Annotated in this window: 22 protein-coding genes; 10 read left to right on the top strand and 12 right to left on the bottom strand. The window is 58.4% G+C overall.

The window, feature by feature from the left end:
• Positions 1-147: 147 nt before the first annotated feature.
• The 4 genes from hsdR to PLU01S_RS01145 all read right to left on the bottom strand — a co-directional run bounded on the left by hsdR (position 148) and on the right by PLU01S_RS01145 (position 8,011).
• Positions 148-3,624 carry a type I restriction-modification system endonuclease gene (gene hsdR / locus PLU01S_RS01160; RefSeq protein WP_074821184.1) on the bottom strand — a complete coding sequence of 1,159 codons (3,477 nt, stop codon included), beginning with the start codon at positions 3,622-3,624 and terminating at the stop codon, positions 148-150.
• A 196-nt stretch (positions 3,625-3,820) separates the two neighbouring features.
• Positions 3,821-4,867, bottom strand: coding sequence for an asparaginase (locus PLU01S_RS01155; protein WP_074821181.1), 1,047 nt, complete (start codon positions 4,865-4,867; stop codon positions 3,821-3,823).
• 192 nt (positions 4,868-5,059) lie between these two features.
• Positions 5,060-6,859 carry a thiamine pyrophosphate-requiring protein gene (locus PLU01S_RS01150; protein ID WP_074821178.1) on the bottom strand — a complete coding sequence of 600 codons (1,800 nt, stop codon included), beginning with the start codon at positions 6,857-6,859 and terminating at the stop codon, positions 5,060-5,062.
• 153 nt (positions 6,860-7,012) lie between these two features.
• Positions 7,013-8,011 carry an SDR family oxidoreductase gene (locus PLU01S_RS01145; protein ID WP_010796467.1) on the bottom strand — a complete coding sequence of 333 codons (999 nt, stop codon included), beginning with the start codon at positions 8,009-8,011 and terminating at the stop codon, positions 7,013-7,015.
• Positions 8,012-8,173: 162 nt separating this feature from the next.
• On the opposite strand from PLU01S_RS01145, the gene PLU01S_RS01140 reads away from it, so the two are divergent.
• Positions 8,174-8,707 (top strand): 3-keto-disaccharide hydrolase, encoded by a 534-nt coding sequence (locus PLU01S_RS01140; protein ID WP_074821176.1) that lies wholly within the window; start codon positions 8,174-8,176, stop codon positions 8,705-8,707.
• Between the two features lie 54 nt (positions 8,708-8,761).
• Here PLU01S_RS01140 and PLU01S_RS01135 read toward each other — a convergent pair whose 3' ends face one another.
• From PLU01S_RS01135 to PLU01S_RS01125, 3 genes are all read right to left on the bottom strand, one after another.
• Positions 8,762-9,286, bottom strand: a complete 525-nt coding sequence (locus PLU01S_RS01135) for a cupin domain-containing protein (RefSeq protein ID WP_074821699.1) — start codon at positions 9,284-9,286, stop codon at positions 8,762-8,764.
• A gap of 129 nt (positions 9,287-9,415) precedes the next feature.
• Positions 9,416-10,144 carry an alpha/beta fold hydrolase gene (locus PLU01S_RS01130; RefSeq protein ID WP_074821696.1) on the bottom strand — a complete coding sequence of 243 codons (729 nt, stop codon included), beginning with the start codon at positions 10,142-10,144 and terminating at the stop codon, positions 9,416-9,418.
• Between the two features lie 305 nt (positions 10,145-10,449).
• Positions 10,450-12,387 (bottom strand): RecQ family ATP-dependent DNA helicase, encoded by a 1,938-nt coding sequence (locus PLU01S_RS01125; protein WP_074821692.1) that lies wholly within the window; start codon positions 12,385-12,387, stop codon positions 10,450-10,452.
• A gap of 378 nt (positions 12,388-12,765) precedes the next feature.
• Between PLU01S_RS01125 and xpt the strand changes: the two genes are divergently transcribed.
• The 3 genes from xpt to PLU01S_RS01110 all read left to right on the top strand — a co-directional run bounded on the left by xpt (position 12,766) and on the right by PLU01S_RS01110 (position 15,109).
• Positions 12,766-13,338, top strand: a complete 573-nt coding sequence (gene xpt / locus PLU01S_RS01120; protein ID WP_074821173.1) for a xanthine phosphoribosyltransferase — start codon at positions 12,766-12,768, stop codon at positions 13,336-13,338.
• 204 nt (positions 13,339-13,542) lie between these two features.
• Positions 13,543-14,556: an SDR family oxidoreductase gene (locus PLU01S_RS01115; protein ID WP_074821168.1), complete on the top strand. Its 1,014-nt coding sequence runs from the start codon at positions 13,543-13,545 to the stop codon at positions 14,554-14,556.
• A gap of 154 nt (positions 14,557-14,710) precedes the next feature.
• Positions 14,711-15,109 (top strand): YkgJ family cysteine cluster protein, encoded by a 399-nt coding sequence (locus tag PLU01S_RS01110; RefSeq protein ID WP_010796460.1) that lies wholly within the window; start codon positions 14,711-14,713, stop codon positions 15,107-15,109.
• Between the two features lie 108 nt (positions 15,110-15,217).
• Here the strand turns inward: PLU01S_RS01110 and rpmG are convergent, their stop codons facing one another.
• Together rpmG and rpmB are read right to left on the bottom strand one after the other, a co-directional pair.
• Positions 15,218-15,373: a 50S ribosomal protein L33 gene (rpmG, locus tag PLU01S_RS01105; RefSeq protein WP_010796459.1), complete on the bottom strand. Its 156-nt coding sequence runs from the start codon at positions 15,371-15,373 to the stop codon at positions 15,218-15,220.
• Between the two features lie 11 nt (positions 15,374-15,384).
• Positions 15,385-15,621 carry a 50S ribosomal protein L28 gene (gene rpmB / locus PLU01S_RS01100; protein ID WP_010796458.1) on the bottom strand — a complete coding sequence of 79 codons (237 nt, stop codon included), beginning with the start codon at positions 15,619-15,621 and terminating at the stop codon, positions 15,385-15,387.
• Positions 15,622-15,971: 350 nt separating this feature from the next.
• On the opposite strand from rpmB, the gene PLU01S_RS01095 reads away from it, so the two are divergent.
• Positions 15,972-17,549, top strand: coding sequence for an ABC transporter substrate-binding protein (locus PLU01S_RS01095; RefSeq protein WP_074821164.1), 1,578 nt, complete (start codon positions 15,972-15,974; stop codon positions 17,547-17,549).
• Between the two features lie 50 nt (positions 17,550-17,599).
• On the opposite strand, the gene radC is transcribed toward PLU01S_RS01095, so the two are convergent.
• Complete coding sequence (gene radC, locus PLU01S_RS01090; protein ID WP_074821159.1) at positions 17,600-18,274, bottom strand: RadC family protein; 675 nt, start codon at positions 18,272-18,274, stop codon at positions 17,600-17,602.
• A gap of 176 nt (positions 18,275-18,450) precedes the next feature.
• On the opposite strand from radC, the gene coaBC reads away from it, so the two are divergent.
• The 4 genes from coaBC (at position 18,451) to argB (ending at position 23,651) form a co-directional block, all read left to right on the top strand.
• Positions 18,451-19,671, top strand: coding sequence for a bifunctional phosphopantothenoylcysteine decarboxylase/phosphopantothenate--cysteine ligase CoaBC (gene coaBC / locus PLU01S_RS01085; RefSeq protein WP_010796455.1), 1,221 nt, complete (start codon positions 18,451-18,453; stop codon positions 19,669-19,671).
• On the top strand, positions 19,664-20,119 hold the full coding sequence (dut, locus tag PLU01S_RS01080) for a dUTP diphosphatase (RefSeq protein WP_074821155.1): 456 nt from the start codon (positions 19,664-19,666) through the stop codon (positions 20,117-20,119). Before coaBC ends, dut begins: the two co-directional genes overlap by 8 nt.
• Positions 20,120-21,288: 1,169 nt before the next feature.
• Complete coding sequence (algC, locus tag PLU01S_RS26495; RefSeq protein ID WP_216822593.1) at positions 21,289-22,683, top strand: phosphomannomutase/phosphoglucomutase; 1,395 nt, start codon at positions 21,289-21,291, stop codon at positions 22,681-22,683.
• Between the two features lie 65 nt (positions 22,684-22,748).
• Positions 22,749-23,651 carry an acetylglutamate kinase gene (argB, locus tag PLU01S_RS01070; RefSeq protein ID WP_074821147.1) on the top strand — a complete coding sequence of 301 codons (903 nt, stop codon included), beginning with the start codon at positions 22,749-22,751 and terminating at the stop codon, positions 23,649-23,651.
• Positions 23,652-23,692: 41 nt separating this feature from the next.
• On the opposite strand, the gene PLU01S_RS01065 is transcribed toward argB, so the two are convergent.
• Positions 23,693-24,292, bottom strand: a complete 600-nt coding sequence (locus PLU01S_RS01065; RefSeq protein WP_371106364.1) for a DUF4124 domain-containing protein — start codon at positions 24,290-24,292, stop codon at positions 23,693-23,695.
• A 24-nt stretch (positions 24,293-24,316) separates the two neighbouring features.
• Positions 24,317-24,958, bottom strand: a complete 642-nt coding sequence (gene pyrE, locus PLU01S_RS01060) for an orotate phosphoribosyltransferase (RefSeq protein ID WP_074821143.1) — start codon at positions 24,956-24,958, stop codon at positions 24,317-24,319.
• 82 nt (positions 24,959-25,040) lie between these two features.
• On the opposite strand from pyrE, the gene PLU01S_RS01055 reads away from it, so the two are divergent.
• A complete protein-coding gene (locus PLU01S_RS01055) occupies positions 25,041-25,820 on the top strand; it encodes an exodeoxyribonuclease III (RefSeq protein WP_074821136.1) in 780 nt (259 codons plus the stop codon).
• Positions 25,821-25,841: the final 21 nt, after the last annotated feature.

The raw sequence follows: 25,841 nt of genomic DNA, 5'->3' as shown, positions 1-25,841 counted from the left end.
TGCTTATGCGTTCTGCTGCCCAACGGTCCGCTTGTGCTCGCTGCTGCTGAGGGTGCCTGGTCATGTCGTCACGGATTAATTGTCCGCTGTCCTGGGACAGCGGACAGGTTGAGCACAGGCGTATTAGGGCCGTCAAGCCTTCACACGCTAAATGGCGGTAGGCCAGAGATTATCGTTCAACGCCTCCAGCACCACCTCCAACTGGCCGCCCAGGTTCGCATCGACCCGCTTGGCCCCGCCATCCGGTGCAAAGACGCGGTTTACTGTGTCCTCGTCCATCACTACCTCGTGCTTGAGCTGCTTGGCAATGCGCTCCAGCCATTTGCGTTGCTGGGGCGTCCAGCTACGCAGGCCGTAAATGTGCTGCATGGCATTGTTTACCCGCTGCTCGAACGGGACTAGCGGCTCGCCCAGCGCCGCGCGGCGAATGTAGCCGACAATGGTGGCGGCCATCTCCTGATTGGTCTGGTTGCGCCAGGCACTGACAAGGCTCGGCTCGGTGTAGCCGTTCTGGTCGAGTAGCAAACGCACCTCGCGCAGGTGCTCGCGGGTCATGTCCTTGGGCCGGTTTACCACCACACCCAACGCCACGGACTGGTTGAGCTGGGTGCGAACAAAGTCGTTGAAGCTTTCCAGATAGTCTTCCGGTTTCTGGTTTTGGCCGTAGCTCTGCTCCCGTACCATGAGTTCGTCCTTGTGGGTCGAAATCACCGGGTAGTTAGTGGAGCCCAGCAGCTTGCTGACATGATCCAGCTGGGCCAGCAACTGACTGTGCTGCCGAACAAAGGTGGCGGCTTGTTGCGGCCCCATCTCGTGCAGGTGCGTGTGCAGCCTGTCCGGCTCGACACCCCAGAGCTGTTCCAGCTCGTCGAGCTTTTGTTTGAGGGTGGGTTTGCTCTCTGCGCTATGCGTGGCTTTGCGCAGGATACGCATAACGCGCTGGCTGAGTTCGTCCAGCACATCATGGGCATGGCTGCTATCAATCTGGGTGCCGGGTGCATCAAAGCTTTTCGGGTCGGTCAGCTCGCCTACCAGTTGCTCCAGCGTGACGTTTGGATCTTTTACCAGCGGCTTCATGGTATCTACCGCTTCCAGCGCGGCGTAGAGGTCTACCGGGTCGTAAATCTTGAAGACGGTCTTGCCGATGTCGTCGCACCGGCGGGTGGCGCGGCCCTTCATCTGCTCATAAAGAATTCGCGAGCGTACACGGCGCAGGAAAACAAGGTGGCAGATGGCAGGTACGTCGATCCCCGTGGTCAGCAGGTCAACCGTGATGGCAATGCTTGGGTAGCGCTCGTTCTTGTAACGCAGGATGGCCTTTTTGACCTGATCGGTCTTGCCGGTGATGATCTTGACGGCGGCTTCGTTGTAATGCTCTCCATGAACCGTCTTGAAGGCTTCATCCAGCTGGTTTTTTACCAGCTCCGCATGATCCTGGTTTGCGCAGAAGATCATCGTCTTCTCGTCCCCGTCCGGGTCTAGCTCTTGGGCCAGCTGCTCACAGATGACGCGGTTGAACTCCGGTGTGATGACACGACGGTTGAATGCCTCGACGTTAAAGCTCATCTCGTCTTCAAGCTCGGCCACTTCGATTTCGCCCGTGGCGAGATTGATGGCGTTGATCTTTTCGCCTTTCTCAAACGTGATGCCCTTCTGGGTCAGCAGGGTTTCATAGCGAATCGGCGGTTCATGGTCGATGAGCCAGTCATCCGCTACCGCTTCACGGTAGGAATAAAGGTAAATGGGCTTACCGAAGATTTCACTGGTGTGCTTGGCAGGCGTGGCAGTCAGGCCGATCTTGCAGGCATCAAAGTAGTCGAGTACACGGCGGTAGCTGGAGAGGTACTGACTCACGTCACGGACAGCCAGTTCACCTTCGGTCATTTCCTGGTCGAGGGTATAGCCGCGGTGGGCTTCGTCCACGATGATGCAGTCGAACGTATCGATGGGCGGCGGGTTCTCCGATTGGAAGATCCGCTTGACCATGGCTTGTACGGTTGCGACCTGCACGCGGGTTTCAGCCTCGGTGGCCATGTCGCCCAGCTCGTTAACGTTGTAGATCTGGCTGAGCGTCTGGTTCTGCTCCAGTGTCATGTCGTTGAACGAATCGACGGTCTGGTCACCCAGGGCGGTGCGGTCTACCAGGAACAGGATGCGCTTGAATCGTTCAGCCTTCAGAAAGCGGTAGATAAGGCCAATGATGGTACGCGTCTTCCCCGTACCGGTTGCCATCGCCAGCAAACATTGACGCTTGTCTTCGGCCAGCGCCTGCTCCACGGCCTGAATGGCTTTGACTTGGTAGTCCCGCAGCTTGAGATAGCCGAAGGGCTCATTTTCCAGACTGGCCTGAGCTTCTTCACGGCTACGCTTGAGCTGATCCCGCAGCCCTTCAGGTGTGTGGAAGGCTTCCAATGGTTTACGCAGATTGGAGGGCTTGCGTACGTCACGGAACCAGACGCCGGACATCTCTGCCAGCTGCTTGATGTAAGGCCTACCATTGCAGGCATAGACGAAGGGAACCTGATAGGTCTCTTTGGCACCATCGCTCCAGCCTTCCAATAGGCCGTTTTCCTTCCAGGCAGGAATCAGGTCGGCCGTCAGGATGAAGTCGCGTGAGTAGCGCTCAGCTTGCGGGATACGGTCGGCTACGTTGATCTTCTTTCGTTTGGCTTCGACGATGGCTATCGGTGTCAACCCGGCAAACAGCACATAATCCGCCCGTGTCTTGGGCTGCTTGGTTGGCCACTCGGCAATGGCCATGTTCCGGCCTGCTTCAGGGCGAGCGCCTTTCTTGTAGGAAAGCTGCTGGCTGTCGGCCTCCCAGCCTGCTGCAATAAGCTGCTGATCGATCAGGATACGGGTCAGGTCTTCGTTGGGATCGAATAGCTGACTGGCCTGCATGGACGCTTTCTGAAGCGTTTTGACCGCTTGAGATTGCTGACTGCTGGCTGCTTGCTGGGCTTTTAGTTGTTGGTCAAATTGGGCACGCAGCGCTGCCAATTCAGCTTCGTGCTCCCGCGCGAGCTGCTCGTAGACGTGGGCCTCTTCTTTCATCTGCGCAGCCAGCGCAGCCGATGCCTCACGCTCTTGCTGAATCAAGGCTGCCAGTTGCTGGTTATCCTCGAGCTGCTGATGCGTTTCTAACAGCTCGGCTCTCATCAGGCCGATCTGCTCTTGTAGGGTCTGTAGCTCGGTACTGGGATCACTAGGTGTGATGAACGGACCTGGAGCAAAATCCTTTGCAGCCTTACCTGTTGCTCGGTGAAACCAGAGGGCTAACTCACGGGCCACCCGTAGCCCATCCATGGCCTCCCGATGCTGGGTACGGAAACCATGAGTAGCCTTGTTTCCTTCGATACGCAGCGTATGGAAGGCCGCCCGCACCTTGGGATCAAGCTGAAGCTCAACGTTTAACCTGTTAAGCAAGTCGAGTTGGGTACAGGAATCACCCAACTCGATGCCGCTGCGGGAAGCCAGATCCTGTGCAAAGGCTTCGCCCAGCTGGCGCAACTTGATCAGTGTGGTGTTGGGGTCATGGGCGAAAACGCTTTCGGCTGTGGAAGCCAGCTGCAGGAAAACCGGATCGTGAGCGTTGAGAAAGGCAAAGTTACTGCTTTCAGTCATGAGACGATTTTCCTTATCGAGACGAATCCAGGCGAGCGTGATTTACCTCACATTAGCTCTACGGCTGGCCTTTCGTAAAGCATAGGCAGAGAGAAGTCGACCAAACGGCTCGTCATAAAATCTTGGCTTGGGCCTGATAGGCGATACCCTCTCGCATATGCCAACCTGACTAGCCACATCGGCCCCCAACCGCGCCCTATTCCTCTGCTCTGAAATACCGTTCGATAGTGGCCATGTCCGCCCCGGTTGCGAGGGCCAGCGACAGGAGAATGCGTGACTTCTGAGGATTGAAAAAGCCGCTGCCAATGCCCTCTTCCTTCCTGCTGACGAATCCAGAGCCGGTACGGGTAGAGCGGATCACGGGAATGCCCTGCTCCATGAGCCGTTTGACCGTCTCCTTGGTGCGCGTGGGGATGGAGCCGTTACCCGTACCGGCGATCACAATGCCTTTTGCACCATCCTTGATCGCTGCATCGATTAGTGCACTGTCTTGGTCTTGGTAGCTGTAGAGAATTACGACCTTGGGCAGGCTTTCCTGCTTGGAGACATCGAAATGCCTCTTGCCGGTCGGTGTGGCAGGAGAATAGTAGAACCGGGGCGTAATGCCGACAAAACTGCCCAGGTAGCCCTGCTCGGCCGCGCGGAAGGTGTCGGGCGTGGTGGAGTTGGTCTTGGTGGTATAGAAGGCCGAGCCGATGCGGTCGTTCAGAACTACCAGGGTGCCACGTCCGTTGGCCTTGTCATTGGCTGCCAGACTGACCGCCTCGAGCAGGTTCATGGGCCCATCGGCCCCTACAGCTGTGGCAGGGCGCATCGCTCCCACCACTACCACAGGCTTTTCGCTTTTGACGGTCAGGTCGAGGAAGAAAGCCGTTTCTTCCAGCGTATCGGTACCATGGGTTACGACCACGCCATGGACTGCCGGGTCTTCCAGTTTTTGGCTGATCGTTTTTGACAGCTTCAGCAGTGTCTTCTGGTCCATGTCCTGGCTGGGCATGTTAGCGAGCTGCTCGCCTGTCACCGTAGCCACCTGACTCAGTTCCGGCACAGCCTTGATCAGGGTTTCGATACCCAGCTTACCGGCGTCGTAATCGGTGGTATCAGTGCTGGACGCCGAGCTGCCGGCAATGGTGCCGCCAGTGGCGTAGATAACGACGCCGGGCTTGGCGTCTGCGGCAAACAGGGAGGCTGTAGAGAGCGCAAGGGCGACGCTCAGGAACGCAGGGGCAAAACGAACAGGCATGCAATGTCCTTACTGTGAACCGGGAAAACGTGGCTGTGACCACGTATTTCCTTACGCAAGGACTGTGCCCTGCTGATCAAGCGATGGGTATCGCCCTGCTCTACCCATCTTGCCAAGGGTGAGTACATGGATAGATCGGGGCGCTGCATTCGCTACACGCCCCGGTCTATTGGCAGCGCCGAAACGGCGGTCCTACTTGTCCTTGTTCTTGCGTCCGGGCAGCACTGAATTGAGTACTTGCTTGGCCGTTTCCTTGATGATGCCGCCTTCGTTCGGGTCGCCATGCAGAAGCGATGAGGCAAAGCTCTTGGCCTGCTCGATAGTGAAATGCGGTGGCAGCGGTGGTACATCCGGATCGGTCTTGAAGGTGATAACGACTGGACGCTCGGAGGCGAGTGCCTCTTCCCAGGCAGAAGCTACCCGGTCGGCGCTGTCGACATAGATACCCTTGAGACCGATGGACTCGGCGAACTGGTGATAGGGCACATCTGGAATGTTCTGCGAGGCTTCGAACTTAGGATCGCCGTTCATGACTCGCTGCTCCCAGGTCACCTGGTTCAGGTCTTCATTGTTGAAGACGGCGCAGATCCACTTGCCGTTACCCCACTCGCGCCAGTATTTCGCTACCGTGATCAGCTCGGCCATGTTGTTCATCTGCATCGCACCGTCACCCACCAGGGCCACCACCGGGCGGTCCGGGTGGGCAAACTTGGCGGCGATGGCGTATGGCACTGCCGCGCCCATGGAGGCAAGGCCACCGGACAGCGAACACATCATGTCGCGGCGCATCTGGACGTCACGGGCAAACCAGTTGGCGCAGGAGCCCGAGTCACTCGTCACGATGGCGCGATCTGGCAGGCGCGGCGACAACTCGTAGGCCACCCGCTGTGGATTGATCGGTTTGGCATCCGTGAGTGCACGGGCCTTGAGCGTCTCGTCTGAATCCTTACGCCAGTTTTCGATGGACGAGCGCCAGGCGCGATCTGTCTTCTCGCGCAGCAGCGGCAACAGGGCGCGCAGGGTCTCGGCCGAGTCACCTTCAAGGTTCACTTCCATGGGATAGCGCAGGCTGAGCATGTCGGCCTTTAGGTCGATTTGCACGCCGCGGGCCTGGCCCTCTTCAGGGAGGAACTCAGAATAAGGAAAGCCGGAACCGATCATTAGAAGCGTGTCGCATTCACTCATCAGCTTGTAGCTCGCCTCGGTGCCGAGCAGGCCGATGGAGCCGGTCACCCAGGGCAGCGCATCGGGAAGCGCGGCCTTGCCCAACAGTGCCTTGGCTACGCCGGCACCCAGTTTTTCGGCTACCGCAATCACCTCGTCCGTTGCGCCCAGCGCGCCGGCGCCCACCAGGATGGCAACCTTCTCGCCCGCATTGAGGACGTCGGCGGCGCGTTGCAGATCCGCTTCGTAGGGTACGACCTTGGGCTTGCTGTAGCCCACACCGGAGTGGATGGTGCCGTGCTTGTGGGGCGGATCGGAGTACTCAAGCTCCTGAATGTCATTGGGCAGGATGATGGCCGTGACACGCCGCTCACCTACCGCCGTACGAATCGCACGGTCCACCAGATGACGAACCTGGGACGGCGCCGAAGCCTGTTGTACGAACGCACCCGCTACGTCCTTGAACATGGAGACCAGATCCAGCTCCTGCTGGTAATGGCCGCCCAGGGCAGTGCGTGCCTGTTGTCCGCAGATAGCCAGCACCGGTACGTGGTCCATGCGGGCATCATAAAGGCCGGTCAGCAGGTGCGAGGCGCCAGGGCCTGAGGTAGAGATGCAGACGCCCAGTTCCCCGGTGAATTTCGCATCGGCTGCCGCCATGAAGGCGGCCATTTCCTCATGGCGGGCCTGAATGAACTTGATCTTCTCGTTCGAACGGTTCAGTGCGCCAAAGACACCATTGATCCCGTCACCCGGGTAGCCATAGATGCGGCGTACGCCCCACTGGTACAAGCGTTCGACTATGAAATCACCGACGGTCATCGCCATGAGAACCTCCCTAGATCGGCTGTAAGCGGAATGGGTGCTTACTGACCTAGACAGGCTCACTCGGCGAGAAGGTCCTCAATATCTGAAAATAGATGGCCGACTCGTCCGTGAGCCTCTGCGTCTGCAGGAGACTTATGCCTCCCGCACAGGCATTTAGAAGGGCTTCAGGCGACGCAGCTTGGCCAACGCCATTAGTCCGGCACCCGCAGCCACAAGGGCCACCATGCTGACGATATCCGAATCCACCGAAACGGCCTTATTGCTGGCCTTTTGGTTGAAGCGCCCGTGGGTGCGGTGCAACCCTTCGACCGGCTCGAACAGATAATCCGCCCGCTCGGGGTTTTCCGGCTCGTTGGTCATCTGCCCGCTGTAGGCCTGTTTAGCCATGACCGTATCCAGAAGCCCTGGCGCCACCATATTGCCCAGGATGGCCTGGATCGTGGTCTTGCCCAGCCAGATTTCGCGGGGCGCACGCATGGCGGCATCAAAGATGGCCCGTGCTGCGACTTCCGGCTGATAGATGGGAGGCAGGGGCTGGCCGCGCTTGCCCAACTTGTTGCGGGCCCAGTCGAATTGCGGCGTGTTGAGGGCTGGCAGGTGAACCATGGTAAGCCGGACACGACTCTTGTCATGGATCAGCTCACTGCGCAGGGAATCAGTAAATCCACGAATGGCCGCCTTGGCACCGCAATAGGCCGATTGCAAAGGGATCGACCGATACGCCACCGCCGAGCCGACCTGCACGATAGTGCCACGGTCCCGCACCTTCATGCGCTTGAGGGCCGCCATGGTGCCGTACGTGCAGCCCAGGTAGGTCACATCTGTCACGCGGCGGTATTCCTCCGGCGTCATCGAGCCAAAAGCCCCAAGAACCGTGGTCATGGCCGCATTGACCCAGACGTTGATCGGTCCGAGTTCTGTTTCCACACGCTCCGCGGCCTGCTCGACCTGGGCGGCATCAGCCACATCAGCCTTGCAGCCCAACGCCTTGGCACCCAAGGCCTCCAGCTCGGCAACCGTCTCGGTCAGCCCCTGCTCGCCCCGGGCGATGACTGCGACCTTGTAACCCGCTTGAGCAAAATAGTGAGCGGTTGCGCGACCGATACCGGCCGTGCCGCCCGTGATGACGACTACAGGTGATTCATGCGCCATGTTGATGCCCCGACATTGTTGGAGGTGTCTTCAACGGACTGCCCTGTCAGGAAGCCGGTTCAATCCGCTGCGATGACGCCCATCGGGTTTACGGCTCTGAACCGGGCAGACGGGATGCCAGTCTTATGGTCAGGCGTATCGCTTTACAGGAGGCGCAACACCATGATCGAGGTACTCGATGCCCATCAGTGGCGGGCTTATCAAGGTGAAGACTTCCCGCTTGGCAGCTGGAAAGACGACAACGGAATCCTGCGTGCCGATCCTGCTGCCGCGCGAGTCGATCTGATCTCACGGCAATCGTATCGAAACTTTTCCCTGACGTTTGAATTCAGCCTGGCGGCGGGTGGAAATGCCGGGGTGCTGTACCGGGTTGCCGAATCCTGGCCCGAATCCTGGCAGGGCGGCCCAGAGATGCAGCTCTTGGACAATGCCAGCCACCCGGACGGGCAGAATCCGCTTACCACCCATGGCGCGCTTTATCAGCTATTGGCACCTACCGAGCCCACTCCGATTCAGCCCGGTGAATTCATGAGCGGCCAACTCATCGTTCGCGAAAACCACGTTGAACACTGGCTCGCTGGACGATGTGTATTACGCTACGACCTGTACGATACTGCCCTGCGTGAGGCCATCAGCCAGAGCAAGTTCAAACACAATCCTGATTTTGGCCTCACAGAGGGGCATATCATCCTTTAGCACCATGGCGATGAAGTGTGTTTTCGTTGCCTGCAAGTCGAAGCCTTGCTCTGATCACTGCTGAAGACGCCATGCCTCAAGCAGTACGCCGTCCCTGCCTGTGACCGGATCGGCCTCAGGCATAGGCACCTGGGCGATACGAGTAACCGAGGCATCATGAGTGGCGGCATTGGCACGCTGGATATCATAGTCCTCCTGCCCGCGCGGATAGGCCCCAACGACCACGAAGTCATCGCTTTCCTCGATGCGGCAGTGCCCGGTTCCGGCGGGCAACACCAGCACATCCCCTGCCTCCACCGTCAGCTCCTGGCCGGACTCGCCTCCCAGAATGATCCGCGCGTGTCCGGATGCCACACCTAGCACCTCGTGAGCAGTCGAGTGGTAATGGTGATAGTCGAAGATACCGGCCCGCCATTGCGGTGGCCAGCCGTTCGCAGCGAACAGCTTTTCGAAGGCGGCGGCGTTGTCCTTACCCTCAAGCGGTACGGCACGATAGACCAGCACTGGAAACGTGCTGTTTGGAATACGTCCATCATTCTTGAAGAACAACCAATCCGGCTCGCCCGCCTGGGCGGGCATACTCAGCGCCGACACCGCGGGCGCAAGACTCAAGGCAAACAGCACCGCATTGTAGGTAGAGCGTGTGGAACCCATAGCTATTCCCCCGATAGGTATAACAGATTCGAAGGGCTATCCGGGTGGGAAGTTTCACAGGCCGTGCAGCCAGCTCCTCAGCAGCTCGGTAGTTCGCTCCGGCCACTCCAACGGCGGCAGATGACCACATTCGGGCAGTATCTCCAGGCATGAGCCCGGGATGCCGGCGTGCATCTTCTGCGCCTCAGCCACAGGCGTGAGCTTGTCGTTTTCACCCACGACAATCAGCGTCGGCACAGTAATGCTCGCCAGGGTCGGAATCGAATCCGGACGATCGATAATGGCCTGCTGCTGGCGTAGAAACGCATCGCGCCCTACCCGCTTGCCCATGGCGATCACCTCATCGGCAACCGGCGTACCGATCCGGCTTGGATGGATCAGGTTTGGCAACAACTGAGGGCTGATTCCCAAGAAGCGTCCACGCTCGGCCAGGGCCTTCATGCCGACCCGCTGGCGGGTACGCTCAGGGGCATCGAGGCTGGCCATGGTGTCGACAAGCGCCAGCCGCATGACCCGCTCCGGCGCCTGGCGCATGATCTCGAGCGCCACGTATCCCCCCATGGACAACCCCGCCAGCGCAAACCGGGCCGGTGCCTCGGCCAGAACCCGCCTCGCCATGCCCTGAATGCTTCCATCACGGGTCAGGTTGGCAATGTGCGTATCGGCTACGTCGGCCAGCGCTTCGGCTTGCAAACGCCACAAGGCGGCATCGCACAGAAGTCCGGGAAGAAACACCAGCGGGACGCGGGCCTCAGGTCTGGAGGAGGCAGCAGAAGTGATCATCAGAAGGTTATTCAGCAGCAAAAGCTGCGTTCTATACGGCCTTCGTCAGCGATGCAAGTACTGACCCCTTATGGCGGCGCAAAACAGGATGGATCACACCTGCATCAAGCTGCCCTACACCACAGAGTGATGCCCACAGGCCGCCGGACCGCGTAAGCCGTTGATTCAGGCACACCCTATCGGTTCTCACCCGCTGGAGGAGCGCGACTAGCCTGGCAAGGGGCCCTCAAGCCTCATGACAGGGCAGCCGTGGCACAGTTGCGTCTGTTATGGGCAGACGCAGTGATCTCATCACGGGCACGTCATCATTTGACGTTAAAGCCGGCCTGGGCCAGCCAGGCTCTTACTTCCGCGTAGGGATAAGCCTCCAACGCAGCAAAACTAGGCAAGCTTCTGGCTTTGAGTCGAGTGAAGGCGGGTGTGTTGAGGCCACATAGAAACCGTGTCATGGACTCAACACTGGGTACTTCTCCCCGGGAGGCCATATAGTGCTCCCGAAAGGCGCCACATAGCGTTTCAGGGTTTTGCCTATCCAAAGGCGGTAAGGCGGCCGGGGCTGGAAGGACTGCCACCGTGCCGCGGCAGACGGAACAATGCCCGCATTGCTCAGGCGCCTGCGTATCACCAAACCACTCAGCCAGACGGTGGCTCAGACAACGGTCACTGGCGAATAGATCAAGCATGGCGTGGGTTCGTGCAACTTCGGCCTGCTCTTTTTCCTGGAAGTACCGATGCAACGTAGCGCCTAGTGTCTCGACGTCGATTGCAGCCTGTAAGCGACGATACACATCGGTCATCTGCTTACTTTCCAGCTCAATCCAGCCTTGCTCGTGAAGCCACTCCAGCGCAGTGATTACCCGGCTACGTTCAGCGCGATACTCACGGTGCAACTGATCAAAATTGACCGTGCACCAGGTACGCGCCCGAACAGAGGTTTCGACAATAGCCTCAACAAATTGCCGACGCTCACCTTCAAATCGTTCAATCAAGGCTTCTGGTTCACGAAGGTATTTGAAACGATAATCAGCGAAATAACTGTATTGCGGTGCAATCAGACCCTGAAGCTCCAGTTGTACGAGCAAAGTCTTGAGCGGCAACAGGCGAATGTCACTTTGATCGGACAGGCTGTTGAGCTGCAACACCCATTCGCCCTTCGGCGCCGCCTGCAAGTCCTCAAGAACGCTGCGGATACCACTCAGTTCCGGTGTGTCACCATAAACAAAATTTTCCAGCACATTCAAGGCATCGCGGTTAGCCAGTACCAGGCACTCGGAGCGCTCACCGTCACGTCCGGCGCGACCGATTTCCTGGCTATAGCTCTCGATTGATTTGGGCAGGTCGTAATGCACTACGTAACGGATATCGCGCTTGTCGATTCCCATGCCAAAGGCAATGGTGGCCACAATGCAGGTCAGTGTGCCGGCCATGAACTGCTGCTGAATGCTGTCGCGCCGGTCATGAGGCAGGCCAGCGTGGTAAGCCCCGGCGCGAATCCCGGTACGTATCAACTCATCCGCCAGCTGCTCAGCTGTTTTCTGCTGCGTGACATAAACAATGCCGGACTGACTGGCCCGTGGCGCAATCCAATCCAGCAAATAACGTCGTTTGTCCTCCCCGCTGACAGGTTCGACCTGCAAGTCCAGATTGGGGCGATAGAAGCCGGTCGTCACCACATCGTCATGAGCGATTCCAAAGCGGGCCTGCATGTCTGCAATAACCCGAGGCGTTGCCGTCGCAGTTAGCAGCAAGACCTGAGGGATCCTGAAATCACGCTGATAATCAGGGAGCTTAAGGTAGTCAGGACGAAAATTATGGCCCCACTCGGATAGGCAATGGGCTTCGTCGATTACCAACAGAGAGATAGGTACTTGGGCGATAAACTGGCGAAAGCGTTCATTCTTAAGCCGCTCTACCGAGATCATCAGAATCTTCAATTCACCGGAGCGGGCTCTGGCCATAGTGGCTTGGATATCTTCACGGCGCTGCGCCGAATCGATACTGGCAGCAGCGACCCCGCGGGCCTTCAGAAACGCAAGTTGGTCCTGCATCAGGGCCAGCAGAGGCGAAATGACCAGGGTGAGGTGTGGCAGAAGCAAGGCGGGCAATTGATAGCACAGCGACTTACCCGAGCCGGTTGGAAAGATAGCAGCAGCCGAACGGCCAGCCATGACGGTACGAACTACCTGACCCTGACCAGGGCGAAAAGAGGTATAGCCGAACACATCGGCCAGAGTTTGCTCAATCACAGCGCTTCCAAGAAATTGGTGTAATCGCTAAAGAGTGAGGAAGCCGGTGCTGTCATGCAAGAAGTCTTTAGGCCATCGAAGGGGTACGCGCCTTTTCGATAAAGCGGTTGTATCACGCTGGCTTTCAACATGGGCGGTGTGCTGTAAACAATCCATGCACAGAGTCAATTCAGAGGTGATCTGCAGGCGTAATAACGCCAAAAAACGATGAGATGAAACAAAATTACTGCTGTTTTTTATTAGTGGTATGTCGATACGTCTTAATATCCGGCAAAATTGTCTTTTCCCCTTAAACGATTTCGATCAGCAGCGCCTCTTACCAAGGCGTTGACAGTATTTTTTTACCGTCTCTGATCGCCTTTGAAGGACACCTGTGTGGACACCCTTAAAAGCAAGATCCAGGCTGAAGGCCAAGTTCTTTCCGACCAAGTACTGAAAGTCGATGCCTTTCTAAACCATCAGATCGATCCGAGCCTGATGGGTGAAATTGGCGACGAGTTTGCCCGCCGGTTCGCCGGTGCAGGCGTGACCAAGATCGTTACGATCGAGGCCTCCGGCATCGCGCCCGCCATCATGACTGGTCTGAAGATGGGTGTGCCGGTGATTTTCGCTCGCAAGCATCAGTCCCTGACGCTTACCGACAACCTGCTGACCTCCACGGTCTACTCGTTCACCAAGCGTGTCGAGAGCACCATCGCGATCTCCATGACGCATCTGTCCAGCGACGACCACGTCCTGATTATTGATGACTTCCTGGCCAACGGTAAGGCGGCCCAGGCACTGATCTCCATCATCCAGCAGGCTGGCGCCAGCATCGCCGGACTGGGCATCGTGATCGAGAAGTCCTTCCAGGTCGGCCGTCAGGAGCTTGAGAAACAAGGGTACCGTGTCGAGTCCCTGGCTCGGGTGAAGTCGCTGGAAGGCGGACAGGTCACGTTCGTCGAGTAATTCTGGCCTCGATAGCGACGCGCGAAGCCGTTAGCACGAAAACAGCCGTCTTTTGCCATAAACGGTTGCGATCCTTCACGATTGATCGACAGTCGGTTCCCGGAAACAAGGAACCTCGCTGAATGCCTGACCTTCTACTGATGTGAATGCCCGACACAGCCAGCGGTTGTGCTCGGTTTCTTTTCCTCACAGAAAGGAGGACACATGAACGTCAGGCTTAAACCGCTCAACGAGCAAGTGATCGTTATTACCGGTGCCTCCAGTGGTATCGGTCTTGCGACGGCCCGAATGGCTGCGCAGCAGGGTGCCCGTCTGGTTCTGACGGCACGCAATGAAGAAGCGCTGCAGGAGATCGAGCGCAGCCTTGGAGGCGGCGATACGGTAGTGACGGTTGTTGCCGATGTTGGCCAGCGTGACGAGCTGCAGAAGGTGGCCGATAAGGCACTGGAGCGCTTTGGTGGCTTCGATACGTGGATCAATAACGCGGCGACCTCCGTCTGGGGCACGGTTGAGGAGGTCAGCGACGAGGACTGCCGCCAACTGTTCGAGACCAATTTCTGGGGTACCGTATATGGCTCAAAAATCGCGGCGGCCCACCTGCGTGAGCGTGGCGGTTCGATCATTAACATCGGTAGCCTCGAGTCCGCCGCACCGCTTCCCTACCACTCCATGTACAGCGCCAGCAAACACGCTATCAAGGCGATGACGGATGTATTGCGGGTCGAACTGCGCAAGGAGAAAGCACCTGTATCGGTGACGCTGGTCCGTCCAGCCTCCATCGACACGCTGTTCAACGACCACGCCAAGAACTACCTGTCCAGTGCGCCTGTGCTTCCCCCACCCATCTATACCCCGGAAACCGTCGCCAGAGCCATCCTGAAGGCAGCCGTCCACCCGCAACGCGATGTGTTTGTCGGCAGCCCCGCCAAGACCATGACCAAGATCGCTCAAAACTTCCCGCAGCTGTATGACCTCATCAGCGAGAAGCTCTTGGCTAATGTCATTCCCAGCGGACGCCCCGACAATAACCGTGAGGGCGAGATGTATTCGGCCGATTACACCCCAGGCAATTACGGTCAGGCCAGCGGCCGCAATCCCGGTCCCAAGATGCAGCACAGCCTGTACACCCAGGCCTCCCAGCATCCGATTGCCAGCACAGCCCTGGCTGTCCTGGGCGGTCTCGTCATTGGTGCGCTGGTAAAAGGACGCCGACACTGACGCTGCCTACCCTGCCTGCCGCTTAACACCGCGCAGGCAGGGCTTGCACCGCGCGATAAAAGCGACGGATCGCCGTATGTGATCGATCAATCGGCGAGCAAACGCTCGTCAGGCCCGGTATGATCCGCGCCCCGCTTCTCCTGCTGATTGATCCATGAAAAAACCGCAACTGGTCGCCGCGGCCGAACTCGACCGTCTTGATACCTGGGCCAAATACTACAAAGGGCTGTGCCGTGATTGCATGGCTACCTGCTGCACGCTTCCCGTAGAGGTCCGCATCAAGGACCTGATCCGGATTGGTGTAGTGGATGAGTTCGAAGCGGGCGAGCCGCCCAAGAACGTCGCCAAGCGCCTCATGAAGGAAGGCATTGTCGAACGCTTCAACCAGAAAAGCGGCATCTTTACCCTGACCCGCCTGGCTAATAACGACTGCCTCTATCTGGATCGCAAGAGCCGCCTGTGCACCATCTACGATAAGCGCCCCGATACGTGCCGCAACCACCCGCAGATTGGGCCGCGTCCGGGCTATTGCGCCTACAAGCCCAAGGGCTAAGGCTTCAGCACACCATTTTTCGATATCAGAAAGCAAAAAACCCAGCGGTTAGGCTGGGTTTTTTGTGTGCCGTGATTCCGCCGAAGCGGTCACGAAAGACAGGATCAATTACTTGATCTTGGCTTCCTTGTACATCACGTGCTTACGCACAACCGGATCGAACTTTTTGATTTCGATCTTTTCGGGCTTGGTGCGCTTGTTCTTGTCGGTGGTGTAGAAGTGACCGGTACCGGCACTGGACACCAAACGGATCAATTCACGCATGATGAAGCTCCTTAGAATTTTTCGCCGCGAGTGCGCAGCTCGGACAGTACGGTATCAATACCGCGCTTGTCGATGATACGCATGCCCTTGGCAGAAACGCGCAGACGCACGAAACGCTTCTCGGACTCAACCCAGAAACGATGGTAGTGCAGATTCGGCAGGAAACGACGACGGGTTTTGTTGTTAGCGTGGGAAACATTGTTCCCAGTAACCGGACCCTTACCGGTCACTTGACAGACTCTAGACATGCCTCAGCCCTCATAAACCACATGCCAAACCCGGCATGGGTTGGCCGCTTGAATCGTTTGAAAATTCCGTTTAGTCGGGGCGGTGTCGGCTTTTCTGCAACACTCACAGAGCCATGCCCCGAAAAAAGAGCGCTGTTTTATACCAGAAGAGCCTTGATACATCAAGGACATAACCTATTGGGCCGACCAGGTGAGACCCGCATGGATACTGTGCTGCAGAGGGGCTTCCCAAAACAATTCGACCATTCGTCGTGAAATTGAATTGAGATGAACGGTGCAGTGGTCTAGCGTAGACCCTTGGCACCATGAGCTCCATGGACGGCCACCTACCTATTCAGAAGGAGCACCCCATGCGCTTTGCCGCTTTGCCACTGCTGTTCGCGCCGCTGCTGGCCCAGGCCGCCACATTGAGCGTCTGTACCGAAGCAAGCCCTGACGGCTTTGATGTGGTGCAGTATAACTCGCTGACCACGACGAATGCTTCAGCAGATGTGTTGATGAACCGACTGGTGGAGTTCGATCCGACGCGTGGAGAGCTGGTCCCGAGCCTTGCCGAGCGGTGGCAGGTCTTCCAGGATGGTCTGACCTATGATTTCACGCTGCGCCCGGATGTGAAATTTCACCAGACCGACTACTTCAAGCCCAGTCGGGACCTCAATGCAGACGATGTGGTGTTCAGCTTCGAGCGTATGCTCGACTCCAAGCATCCCTGGCATGGGGTCGCCAAGGGTGGCTATCCCCACGCGCAATCCATGCAGTGGCCTGACCTGATCAAGTCAGTGGAAAAGGTTGGCGACCATCAGGTGCGTATCGTCCTGAACCGTCCGGATGCAACATTCCTGCCCACGCTGAGCATGGGGTTCGCCTCGATCTATTCCGCCGAGTACGCCGATCAGCTGCTCAAGGCAGGCAAGCCCGAACAGCTCAACAGCGAGCCCATCGGCACCGGCCCGTTTGTGTTTCACCGCTTTCAGAAAGATGCAGCCATCCGTTATGAGGCCAATGCCAATTATTTTGGCGGCAAGCCCAAGGTCGATAACCTGATCTATGCCATCACGCCCGATGCCGCTGTGCGCATGCAGCGTCTCAAGCGTGGCGAGTGTCAGGTTGCACTCTCGCCCAAACCGCAGGATGTCACCGATGCTCAGAAGGATTCGACCCTGAAGGTTGTCCAGACGCCAGCATTTATGACCGCGTTCGTAGGGATCAATACCCAGCATGCTCCCCTTGATAATCCCAAGGTCCGGCAGGCCATCAACCTGGCGTTCGACAAGAAAAACTATGTAAAGGCTGTATTTGAAAACAGCGCCACTCCGGCTGACGGCATCTACCCACCCACTACCTGGGGCTATGCCAAGGACATCACGCCGTATGCCTACGATCCGGAAAAAGCCAAGGCGCTGCTGGCCGACGCAGGGCAGAAAGAGGGTTTCAGTACCACCATCTGGACACGCCCCAGCGGCAGTCTGTTGAACCCCAATCCCAGCCTAGGCGCCCAGATGCTGCAGGCGGACCTGGCCAAGATTGGCGTCAAAGCAGACATCCGCGTGATTGAATGGGGTGAGCTGATCCGCCGCGCCAAAAATGGCGAGCACGACCTCCTGTTCATGGGTTGGGCAGGCGATAACGGCGATCCGGATAACTACCTGACACCGCAGTTCTCCTGTGCTTCGGTCAAATCCGGCCTTAACTTCGCCCGTTATTGCGATCAGACGCTCGACACGGCCATACGCGAGGGCAAGGCAGTATCCAATCAGGCGGAACGCACCAAGCGTTATCACACGGCTCAGCAGATCATTCACGATCAGGCCCTATGGCTACCGCTGGCTCATCCCACCGTCTCGGTTCTGACCCGTCAGGGTGTTGAGGGTTATCAGGCCAACCCCTTCGGTCGCCAGGACTTCTCCAAGGTCAGCGTCAGTCGATGAGGCGAGGGCGGCAGGCTTGCGTCATGCAATAGCCTGTCGCCCGACTGCTCTTACAGCCAACCATATTCAGCCATGGACAACGGCTCGCCTTCGCCCACGATGAAGTGATCGAGCACCCGCACATCGATCAGCGAAAGCGCTTCCTTGAGCCGCTGGGTGAGGATGCGATCCGACTGGCTGGGCTCTGCGATGCCGGAAGGGTGGTTATGGGTGAGGATCAGGGCTGCCGCGTTATGGGCCAGGGCGCGCTTAACGACTTGTCGTGGGTAGACGCTAGCGCCATCGATGGTGCCGTGAAACAGCGCTTCGAACGCCAGAACACGGTGTTTGGCGTCCAGGAACAGGCAGCCGAAGATCTCATGGGGCTCATGACGCAGGCGGGCCTTCAGGTAGTCCTTGACGGCTTGCGGACTCTCCAGCGCGGAATCACGCCGCAGACGCTCTGCCAAGTGGCGGCGGCCCATTTCCAGAACGGCCTGCAGCTGGGTGAACTTGGCCGGTCCCAGTCCCAGATGCGCGCTGAACGAGGCCAGATCAGCCTCCAGAAGCGCCCGCAGGCTGCCGAATTCCTGCAACAGGTGGCGCGCCAGGTCTACCGCGCTCTTTCCGGTCACACCGGTACGCAGAAAGATAGCCAGCAGCTCGGCATCGGTCAGGGCAGCCGCGCCCTGTTCCAGCAACTTCTCACGGGGCCGCTCGTTGGCGGGCCAGTCGCGAATACTCATCGAACGCTCCTTGTCGATATCGGCCCGCTACTCCATGGCGGGCGCTGTGCTATCTTAGCCGCACTTTTTGCCTGGCGAACGGCTTATCGACCGCCGTTCGTGCAGACGCGATATCCGTCATAAAAAGCTCCTGTAACCGGCCTCCGGGCCAGTCAGGCTCAACATAAGGCAGGCTCATGCAACGGCTTTATCGTAAACGCATCGTGCTTGGCGTCGGCGGCGGAATCGCCGCATACAAGAGTGCCGAGCTGGTGCGTCGCTTGCGCACCTGTGGCGCGGAAGTCCGGGTCGTCATGACTCAGGGCGGCCGTGAATTCATCACTCCCCTGACCCTTCAGGCCCTATCGGGCCACCCGGTGCATCTTGATCTGCTCGATCCGGCAGCCGAAGCGGCAATGGGACATATCGAGCTGGCCCGCTGGGCGGACCTTGTCCTGATCGCGCCGGCTACAGCCGATCTGATGGCCCGCCTGAGCCAAGGCATCGCCAATGACCTGTTGACCACAGTCGTGCTGGCAACCGATGCGCCTGTGGCGCTGGCCCCGGCCATGAACCAGGCCATGTGGCGTGACCCGGCGACCCTGGCCAACACCGAACTGCTGAAAAGCCGTGGCTTCAAGCTCTTCGGCCCCGCCTCGGGCAGCCAGGCCTGCGGAGATGTGGGCATGGGTCGCATGCTCGAACCGGATGATCTTGCGCAACTTGCCGCTGACTGTTTCGCCCGGCAGAGCCTGACGGGTCAGCACATGCTGATCACTGCAGGCCCCACGCAGGAAAACATCGACCCAGTGCGCTACATCACCAATCATAGCTCCGGGAAAATGGGCTTTGCCCTGGCCGAGGCAGCTGTGGAAGCAGGGGCTCGCGTCACCCTGGTCACAGGCCCCGTCCACCTGCCGACGCCTGATCGCGTCAGCCGTGTGGATGTCGTCAGTGCCCGCGACATGCTGGCCGCCTGTGAGGCGGCCATGCCATGTGATGTGTTGATCGCCGCGGCCGCCGTGGCTGACTTCCGCCCAGAAGTCGTCGCGCCACACAAGCTCAAGAAAGATCCCGCCAGCGGCGAGGGTATGCTGCTTCAGATGGTACGCAACCCCGATATCCTGGCCACGCTGGCGCGCCGCCCGGATCGTCCGTTCAGCGTAGGTTTTGCCGCCGAGACGGAGCACCTGCTCGACTACGCCTCGCGCAAGCTGGTGGACAAGAATCTCGACCTCATCGTCGCCAACGACGTAGCCAACCCGGCCATTGGCTTCAACAGCGAAGACAATGCCGTCAGCGTCATTGACCGTGACCTGCACGAAACCCGCTTCGCCCAGACCAGCAAGGGCAAGATCGCCCGCCAGCTGATCGACTTTATCGCCAACCGACTCAGACAAACCCAGACTCATGCATAACCTTCAAGCCAAGATTCTCGATCCCCGCCTCGGTACTGATTTTCCGTTGCCAGCCTATGCAACGTCCGGCTCTGCCGGGCTCGACTTACGTGCCATGCTCAAGGAAGACATAACCCTGGAGCCGGGCCAGACGGTTCTGATTCCAACCGGCCTGTCCATCTACATTGCCGATCCGGGCCTGGCGGCGCTTGTTCTGCCGCGCTCGGGCCTAGGCCATAAGCACGGCATCGTGCTGGGCAACCTGGTTGGTCTGATCGACTCGGACTATCAGGGCGAACTGATGGTCTCATGCTGGAACCGTGGTCAAACCACTTTCACCATTACTGTGGGTGAACGCATCGCCCAGCTCATGCTGGTACCGGTCGTTCAGGCGCATTTCAAACTGGTGGACGAGTTCGAGCAAACCGAGCGAGGCGCAGGCGGTTTCGGACACTCCGGTACCCGCTGACCGCCGAGCCTGCCTCCCAGGGACAGAAACGAGGTGCTGCATTGAAAAACACCAAGCGCAAGGCCACGCCCAAAGGCCCCGCTCAAGAAAAGAACAAGAACGTCTCTCTGCTACCCGGTCTTCTACCTGCCCTGGCGGGCTCCTTCCTGGGACTGGGCCTGCTGTGGGGTCTCGCCATCGAGCCGCTGCAGCGGGACTCCCAGACACAATTGACCCAGGCCTGGGGACAAGGGCAGGCCGCCGCTGTGAGCCAGGCGCTGAGCCAGCTGGAAAATCGCGCCCGCATGACTGCTGCCGAGCCCATGGTGGTCCAGGCACTGACCCAGTCCAACGAGGACTTGCGCTCATCAGCTGAGCAGATTCTTCAGCACGGCGGCCTGATCGATGCCCATCTGGTTCGTCAGAACACCAGCCAGCCCAACGAGACAAGGCCAGGGCCCTTGAACTTCGCCGCTCTGGATCTGGCACGTCGTGTCAGCTCAGGGCAGCCTGCCGGATCAGAAGCCTACCGGGTCGGCCAGAAATGGCTGGTTTATACCGCAGCCCCCGTTACTGCAAGCGACAGCCGGGTCGTTGGCACCGTCCTGCTAAGCGGCTTGACAGGCATGCCCATCGAGGCGGGCCACTGGCAGCTGACCCAGCGCTTCAACCAGGCTGCGCCTCAACGTTTGGCAGAGGGCGGCATACCGGTCACTGCCGATACGCATACCTTCAAGACCAATAACCCTCTCTGGACGCTGGAAGTAATACCGGCCACCTCGTTCAGTGCTGGCTGGCCGTTATGGACGTTGCCAGCGGCGCTCATCCTGTCGCTGGCCGGGGCCGGGACCGGGCTTTTGCTGCTGCGCAGGCACCTGCAACGGCGTCTCGTTGACGATGTGTGCAGTCTCTCCCGTTTTCATCAGGAACTTGTTAGCGGTCTTGTGGCCCAACGGCCTGTTTTGCGGTTCTCACAACTTGAACCCCTGACACAGGCACTGGTCGGGCCACCGCCGAAATCCACCGAAGCAGCCGCTTCGGTCACGGCGCCTGCAGAGGCGACCGTAACGGCATTGGCCAAGCAAGGCAGCGCGTCGTATACAGACCCGATGTTTCCAAGCAGTGACGACATACTTGATATCGATATCCTCGACGAAGACCAGGATCTCCTGGGATTGGAGAAACCCCTAATGAGCAACACCGTTCAAGCCCCGAAACTCAATACCAGCATTTTCCGCGCCTACGACATCCGTGGCGTAGTGGGCGACTCCCTGACGCCGGAAACCGCGTACTGGATCGGTCGCGCCATCGGCTCCGAAAGTCTGGCCCGTAACGAACCCAACGTGGCCGTAGGCCGTGATGGCCGTCTGTCCGGCCCGGAACTGGTCGAGCAGCTGATCAAGGGGATCGCTGATACCGGCGCAACCGTCAGCGACATCGGCATGGTGCCCACACCCGTTCTGTACTACGCAGCCAACGTTCTGGCTGGCAAGTCCGGTGTGATGCTCACAGGTAGCCACAATCCGCCGGATTACAATGGTTTCAAAATCGTGATCGCCGGCGAGACCCTGGCCAACGAAAGCATTCAGCGCCTGCGCGAGCGCATCGAGACCGGCGACGTTGCAACCGGTCAGGGCACCGTTGAGAAGATCGACGTCCTGGAGCGTTATTTCGACCAGATCAAGAACGACATCGTCCTGGCCAAGAAGCTGAAAGTCGTGGTCGACTGCGGCAACGGTGTGGCCGGTGTGGTTGCACCCCAGCTGATCGAAGCCCTGGGCTGCACGGTTATTCCGCTGTTCTGCGACGTTGACGGCAACTTCCCGAATCACCATCCGGATCCGGGCAAGCCCGAGAACCTGGAAGACCTGATCGCCAAGGTCAAGGAAACCGGCGCCGACCTGGGTCTGGCCTTTGATGGCGACGGCGACCGCGTAGGTGTCGTGACCAACGAAGGCAACATCATTTATCCCGACCAGCTGCTGATGCTGTTCGCCAAGGATGTGGTATCCCGCAACCCGGGCGCCGATATCATCTTTGACGTCAAGTGCACCCGCCGCCTGAACAACCTCATCGCCGGCTACGGCGGTCGTCCGATCATGTGGAAGACCGGTCACTCCCTCATCAAGAAGAAGATGAAGGAAACCGGTGCTCTGCTGGCGGGCGAGATGAGCGGTCATGTGTTCTTCAAAGAGCGCTGGTATGGCTTTGACGATGGCATCTACAGCGCCGTGCGTCTGCTTGAGATCCTGAGCCAGGAGAAGGGCACCGCCCAGCAAGTATTCGATACCTTCCCGGTGGATATCTCTACACCCGAGATCAATATCCAGGTGACCGAAGAAGGCAAGTTCGGCATCATCGATGCCCTGCAGCGCGATGCCAAATGGGGTGATGCACAGATCACCACATTGGACGGCGTGCGTGTCGACTATCAAGAAGGCTGGGGTCTGGTCCGTGCGTCCAACACCACGCCGGTACTGGTGCTGCGCTTCGAGGCTGAGACCCAAGAAGAGCTGGACCGTATCAAGGATGTCTTCCGCAAGCAGCTGCTTGCCGTTCAGCCTGACCTGAACCTGCCGTTCTAACATTCGAACCGCAGAATAAAGGGCGCCCAGGCGCCCTTTATTTTTATCGACCTGAGGAGTACGCCATGACCCTGAGCCGCGATGATGCCTCGCATGTCGCCCAAGTGCTTTCCGAAGCGCTGCCCTATATTCGCCGTTTCGTCGGCAAGACGCTGGTAATCAAGTACGGCGGCAACGCCATGGAAAGCGATGAGCTCAAGGCCGGCTTCGCCCGAGACATCGTGTTGATGAAGGCCGTGGGGATCAACCCGGTCGTGGTTCATGGTGGCGGCCCCCAGATCGGTGATCTGCTCAAGCGCCTGAGCATCGAAAGTAATTTCATCGACGGCATGCGCGTCACCGACAGTCAGACCATGGACGTCGTGGAAATGGTGCTGGGCGGTCAGGTGAACAAGGACATCGTCAACCTGATCAACCGTCATGGCGGTCGTGCCATTGGCCTGACCGGCAAAGATGCCAACCTGATTCGAGCGACCAAGCTCACTGTCAGCCGTCAGACACCGGAAATGACCAAGCCGGAAATCATCGATATCGGTCAGGTCGGGGAGGTCAGCGGTGTAAATACCGAACTTCTGAACATGCTGGTATCGGGCGATTTCATTCCCGTCATTGCACCCATTGGTGTGGGCGCAAACGGGGAGTCCTACAACATCAACGCGGACCTGGTGGCAGGGAAGGTAGCCGAAGCCCTCAAGGCTGAAAAGTTGATGCTTCTCACAAATATCGCCGGTTTGATGGACAAAGAAGGGCAGGTTCTGACCGGATTGACCACTGAGCAGGTAAACGGCCTGATTGCCGACGGCACCATTTACGGGGGCATGCTGCCCAAGATTCGCTGTGCTCTGGAAGCGGTGCAGGATGGGGTACAAAGCGCCCACATTATTGATGGCCGCGTCCCTAATGCTGTACTGCTGGAGATCTTCACCGATATCGGTGTGGGCACATTGATTACCAATCAGCAGCTGTAAGCCTAAAAACGGGGCTCAGGCCCCGTTTTCAGTGAAATCGCTTACTCATCCAGAAGCTGTACGATCCGGGCGCGATCCGCATTGAAGTTGGCCTCTGCCGTCTGGCGATCCTTGATATACCGGTCCAGCTCGCTCTGCAGGCGATGCTCTTCCCCCTTGAGCGCCTCGATCCGCTGAAGCAGATCGTCCGGCACAGCCTGACCACCACGCTGATAACTGGCCGCCTGGCTCATGAGCGTGTCGCGCTGCTGGTTGAGCGCCTGAAGATTCCCGCGCTTGACGGCCGCCAAGCCGTCCAGCTCGTTCAATTTACGCACCTTGGCGCGGTCGACATCCGCCACACTGCTGTACAGCCTGAGGAGATTTGCGTCCGCCTGGGCCTGCTGCTTGGCTGCCGCCCGTCGGAGAATTTCTTCAGCAGGCGGGGCAGGGGGCACGACCTTCATGACGCGCCCCTGCTCGTTGAGAATATCGTATCCCTTGCCTGCATATTCGGCCGGCACGCCCTGCCGATCGATCACGGTCACACCGTTGCGATCCACATAGCGATACAGCTGGATGGGGGTGGACTCAGCAGCCAGAACACTACTTGTCAGTAAAATCAGGGCGCTCCCAAGCACCGCCTTTTTTCTTCTCGCCACCGCCATCTCGCCTCATGCGTCAGTTCAGATACCGTAATTCGCGCGGTAGGCTTCAACAGCCGGTAGATGCTGCTTCAGCTCAGTGTCACCGGCCAGATACTCCAGTACCTGATCCAGGGCCACGATACTGACGACCGGCATTTCAAAGTCCCGCTCGACCTCTTGAATGGCCGACAGCTCGCCTTTACCAAGCTCCTGGCGATTCAATGCAATCAATACGCCAGCAGGCGTGGCACCTTGTGCCTGAATGATCTGCATGACCTCGCGGATTGCAGTACCGGCCGTAATGACATCGTCGATAATCAGGACGCGACCCGCCAGCGGAGCCCCCACCAACATGCCGCCTTCACCGTGATCCTTGGCCTCTTTTCGGTTGAAGCACCAAGGCAGGTCACGACCATATTCTTCGGCCAGCGCAACGGCTGTAGCGGCAGCCAGCGGAATCCCTTTATAGGCCGGACCGAACAATACGTCGAAATTAAGGCCTGAGTCTGTGACCGCAGCGGCGTAGAAACGTCCTAGCTGAGCCAAGGCGTTTCCGCTGTTGAACAAACCGGCATTGAAGAAATACGGACTAACACGTCCGGACTTCAATGTGAATTCACCGAAGCGCAGAACTCCGCGCTCGATAGCAAAACGAATGAAATTGCGTTGATACGCCTGCATTACGAAAATCCCGGGCGGCATGAATTTAGCTAAAGCGTTTGAGCTCGGGTATCATACATCCACGATTTTTTGGGGGCCATTTATGCGGATCATTAGTATGAACGTGAATGGTATTCAGGCTGCCGTTGAGCGAGGGTTGCTCAATTGGCTTCAAGGCCAGAATGCCGACGTGATCTGCTTGCAGGACACCCGCGCCTCCGCCTTCGATCTGGAAGATCCTGCCTACCAACTGGATGGCTACTTCCTCTATGCCTGCGACGCCGAGGTACCCAGCCAGGGCGGTGCTGCGCTGTATAGCAAACTCCAGCCCAAAGCGGTCATCAGCGGCCTGGGTTTTGAGACTGCAGATCGTTACGGACGCTACCTGCAAGCTGATTTTGACAAGGTGAGTATCGCCACACTGCTTTTGCCTTCCGGCATGGGCGGTGATGATGAACTGAACCACAAGTTCAAGTTCATGGACGACTTCACCAATTACCTGAACAAGCAGCGCCGCAAGCGCCGCGAGTACATCTATTGTGGTTCGCTCTACGTCGCACATCAGAAGATCGATGTGAAGAACTGGCGCGAATGCCAGCAGATGCCAGGCTTCCTGGCACCTGAGCGGGCCTGGATGGACGAAGTGATCGGCAATATGGGCTATGTGGATGCCCTGCGCGAGATCAGCCGTGATGGCGACCAGTTCAGCTGGTGGCCGGACAGTGAGCAGGCCGAGCACCTGAACCTTGGCTGGCGCTTCGACTATCAGATCCTGACACCGGGTCTGCGCCGTTTCGTGCGTTCGGCACGTCTGCCTCGGCAGCCGCGCTTCTCACAGCATGCTCCGCTGATGATCGATTACGATTGGGCGCTCAGCATCTGAGAGTTGTTGGTAATAAATAAA

The organism is Pseudomonas luteola NBRC 103146 (genome assembly GCF_002091675.1).
GTDB classification, from domain to species: domain Bacteria; phylum Pseudomonadota; class Gammaproteobacteria; order Pseudomonadales; family Pseudomonadaceae; genus Chryseomonas; species Chryseomonas luteola.
The sequence above is the reverse complement of the archived record's forward strand: the minus strand, read 5'-3'. Positions and strand labels throughout refer to the sequence as shown.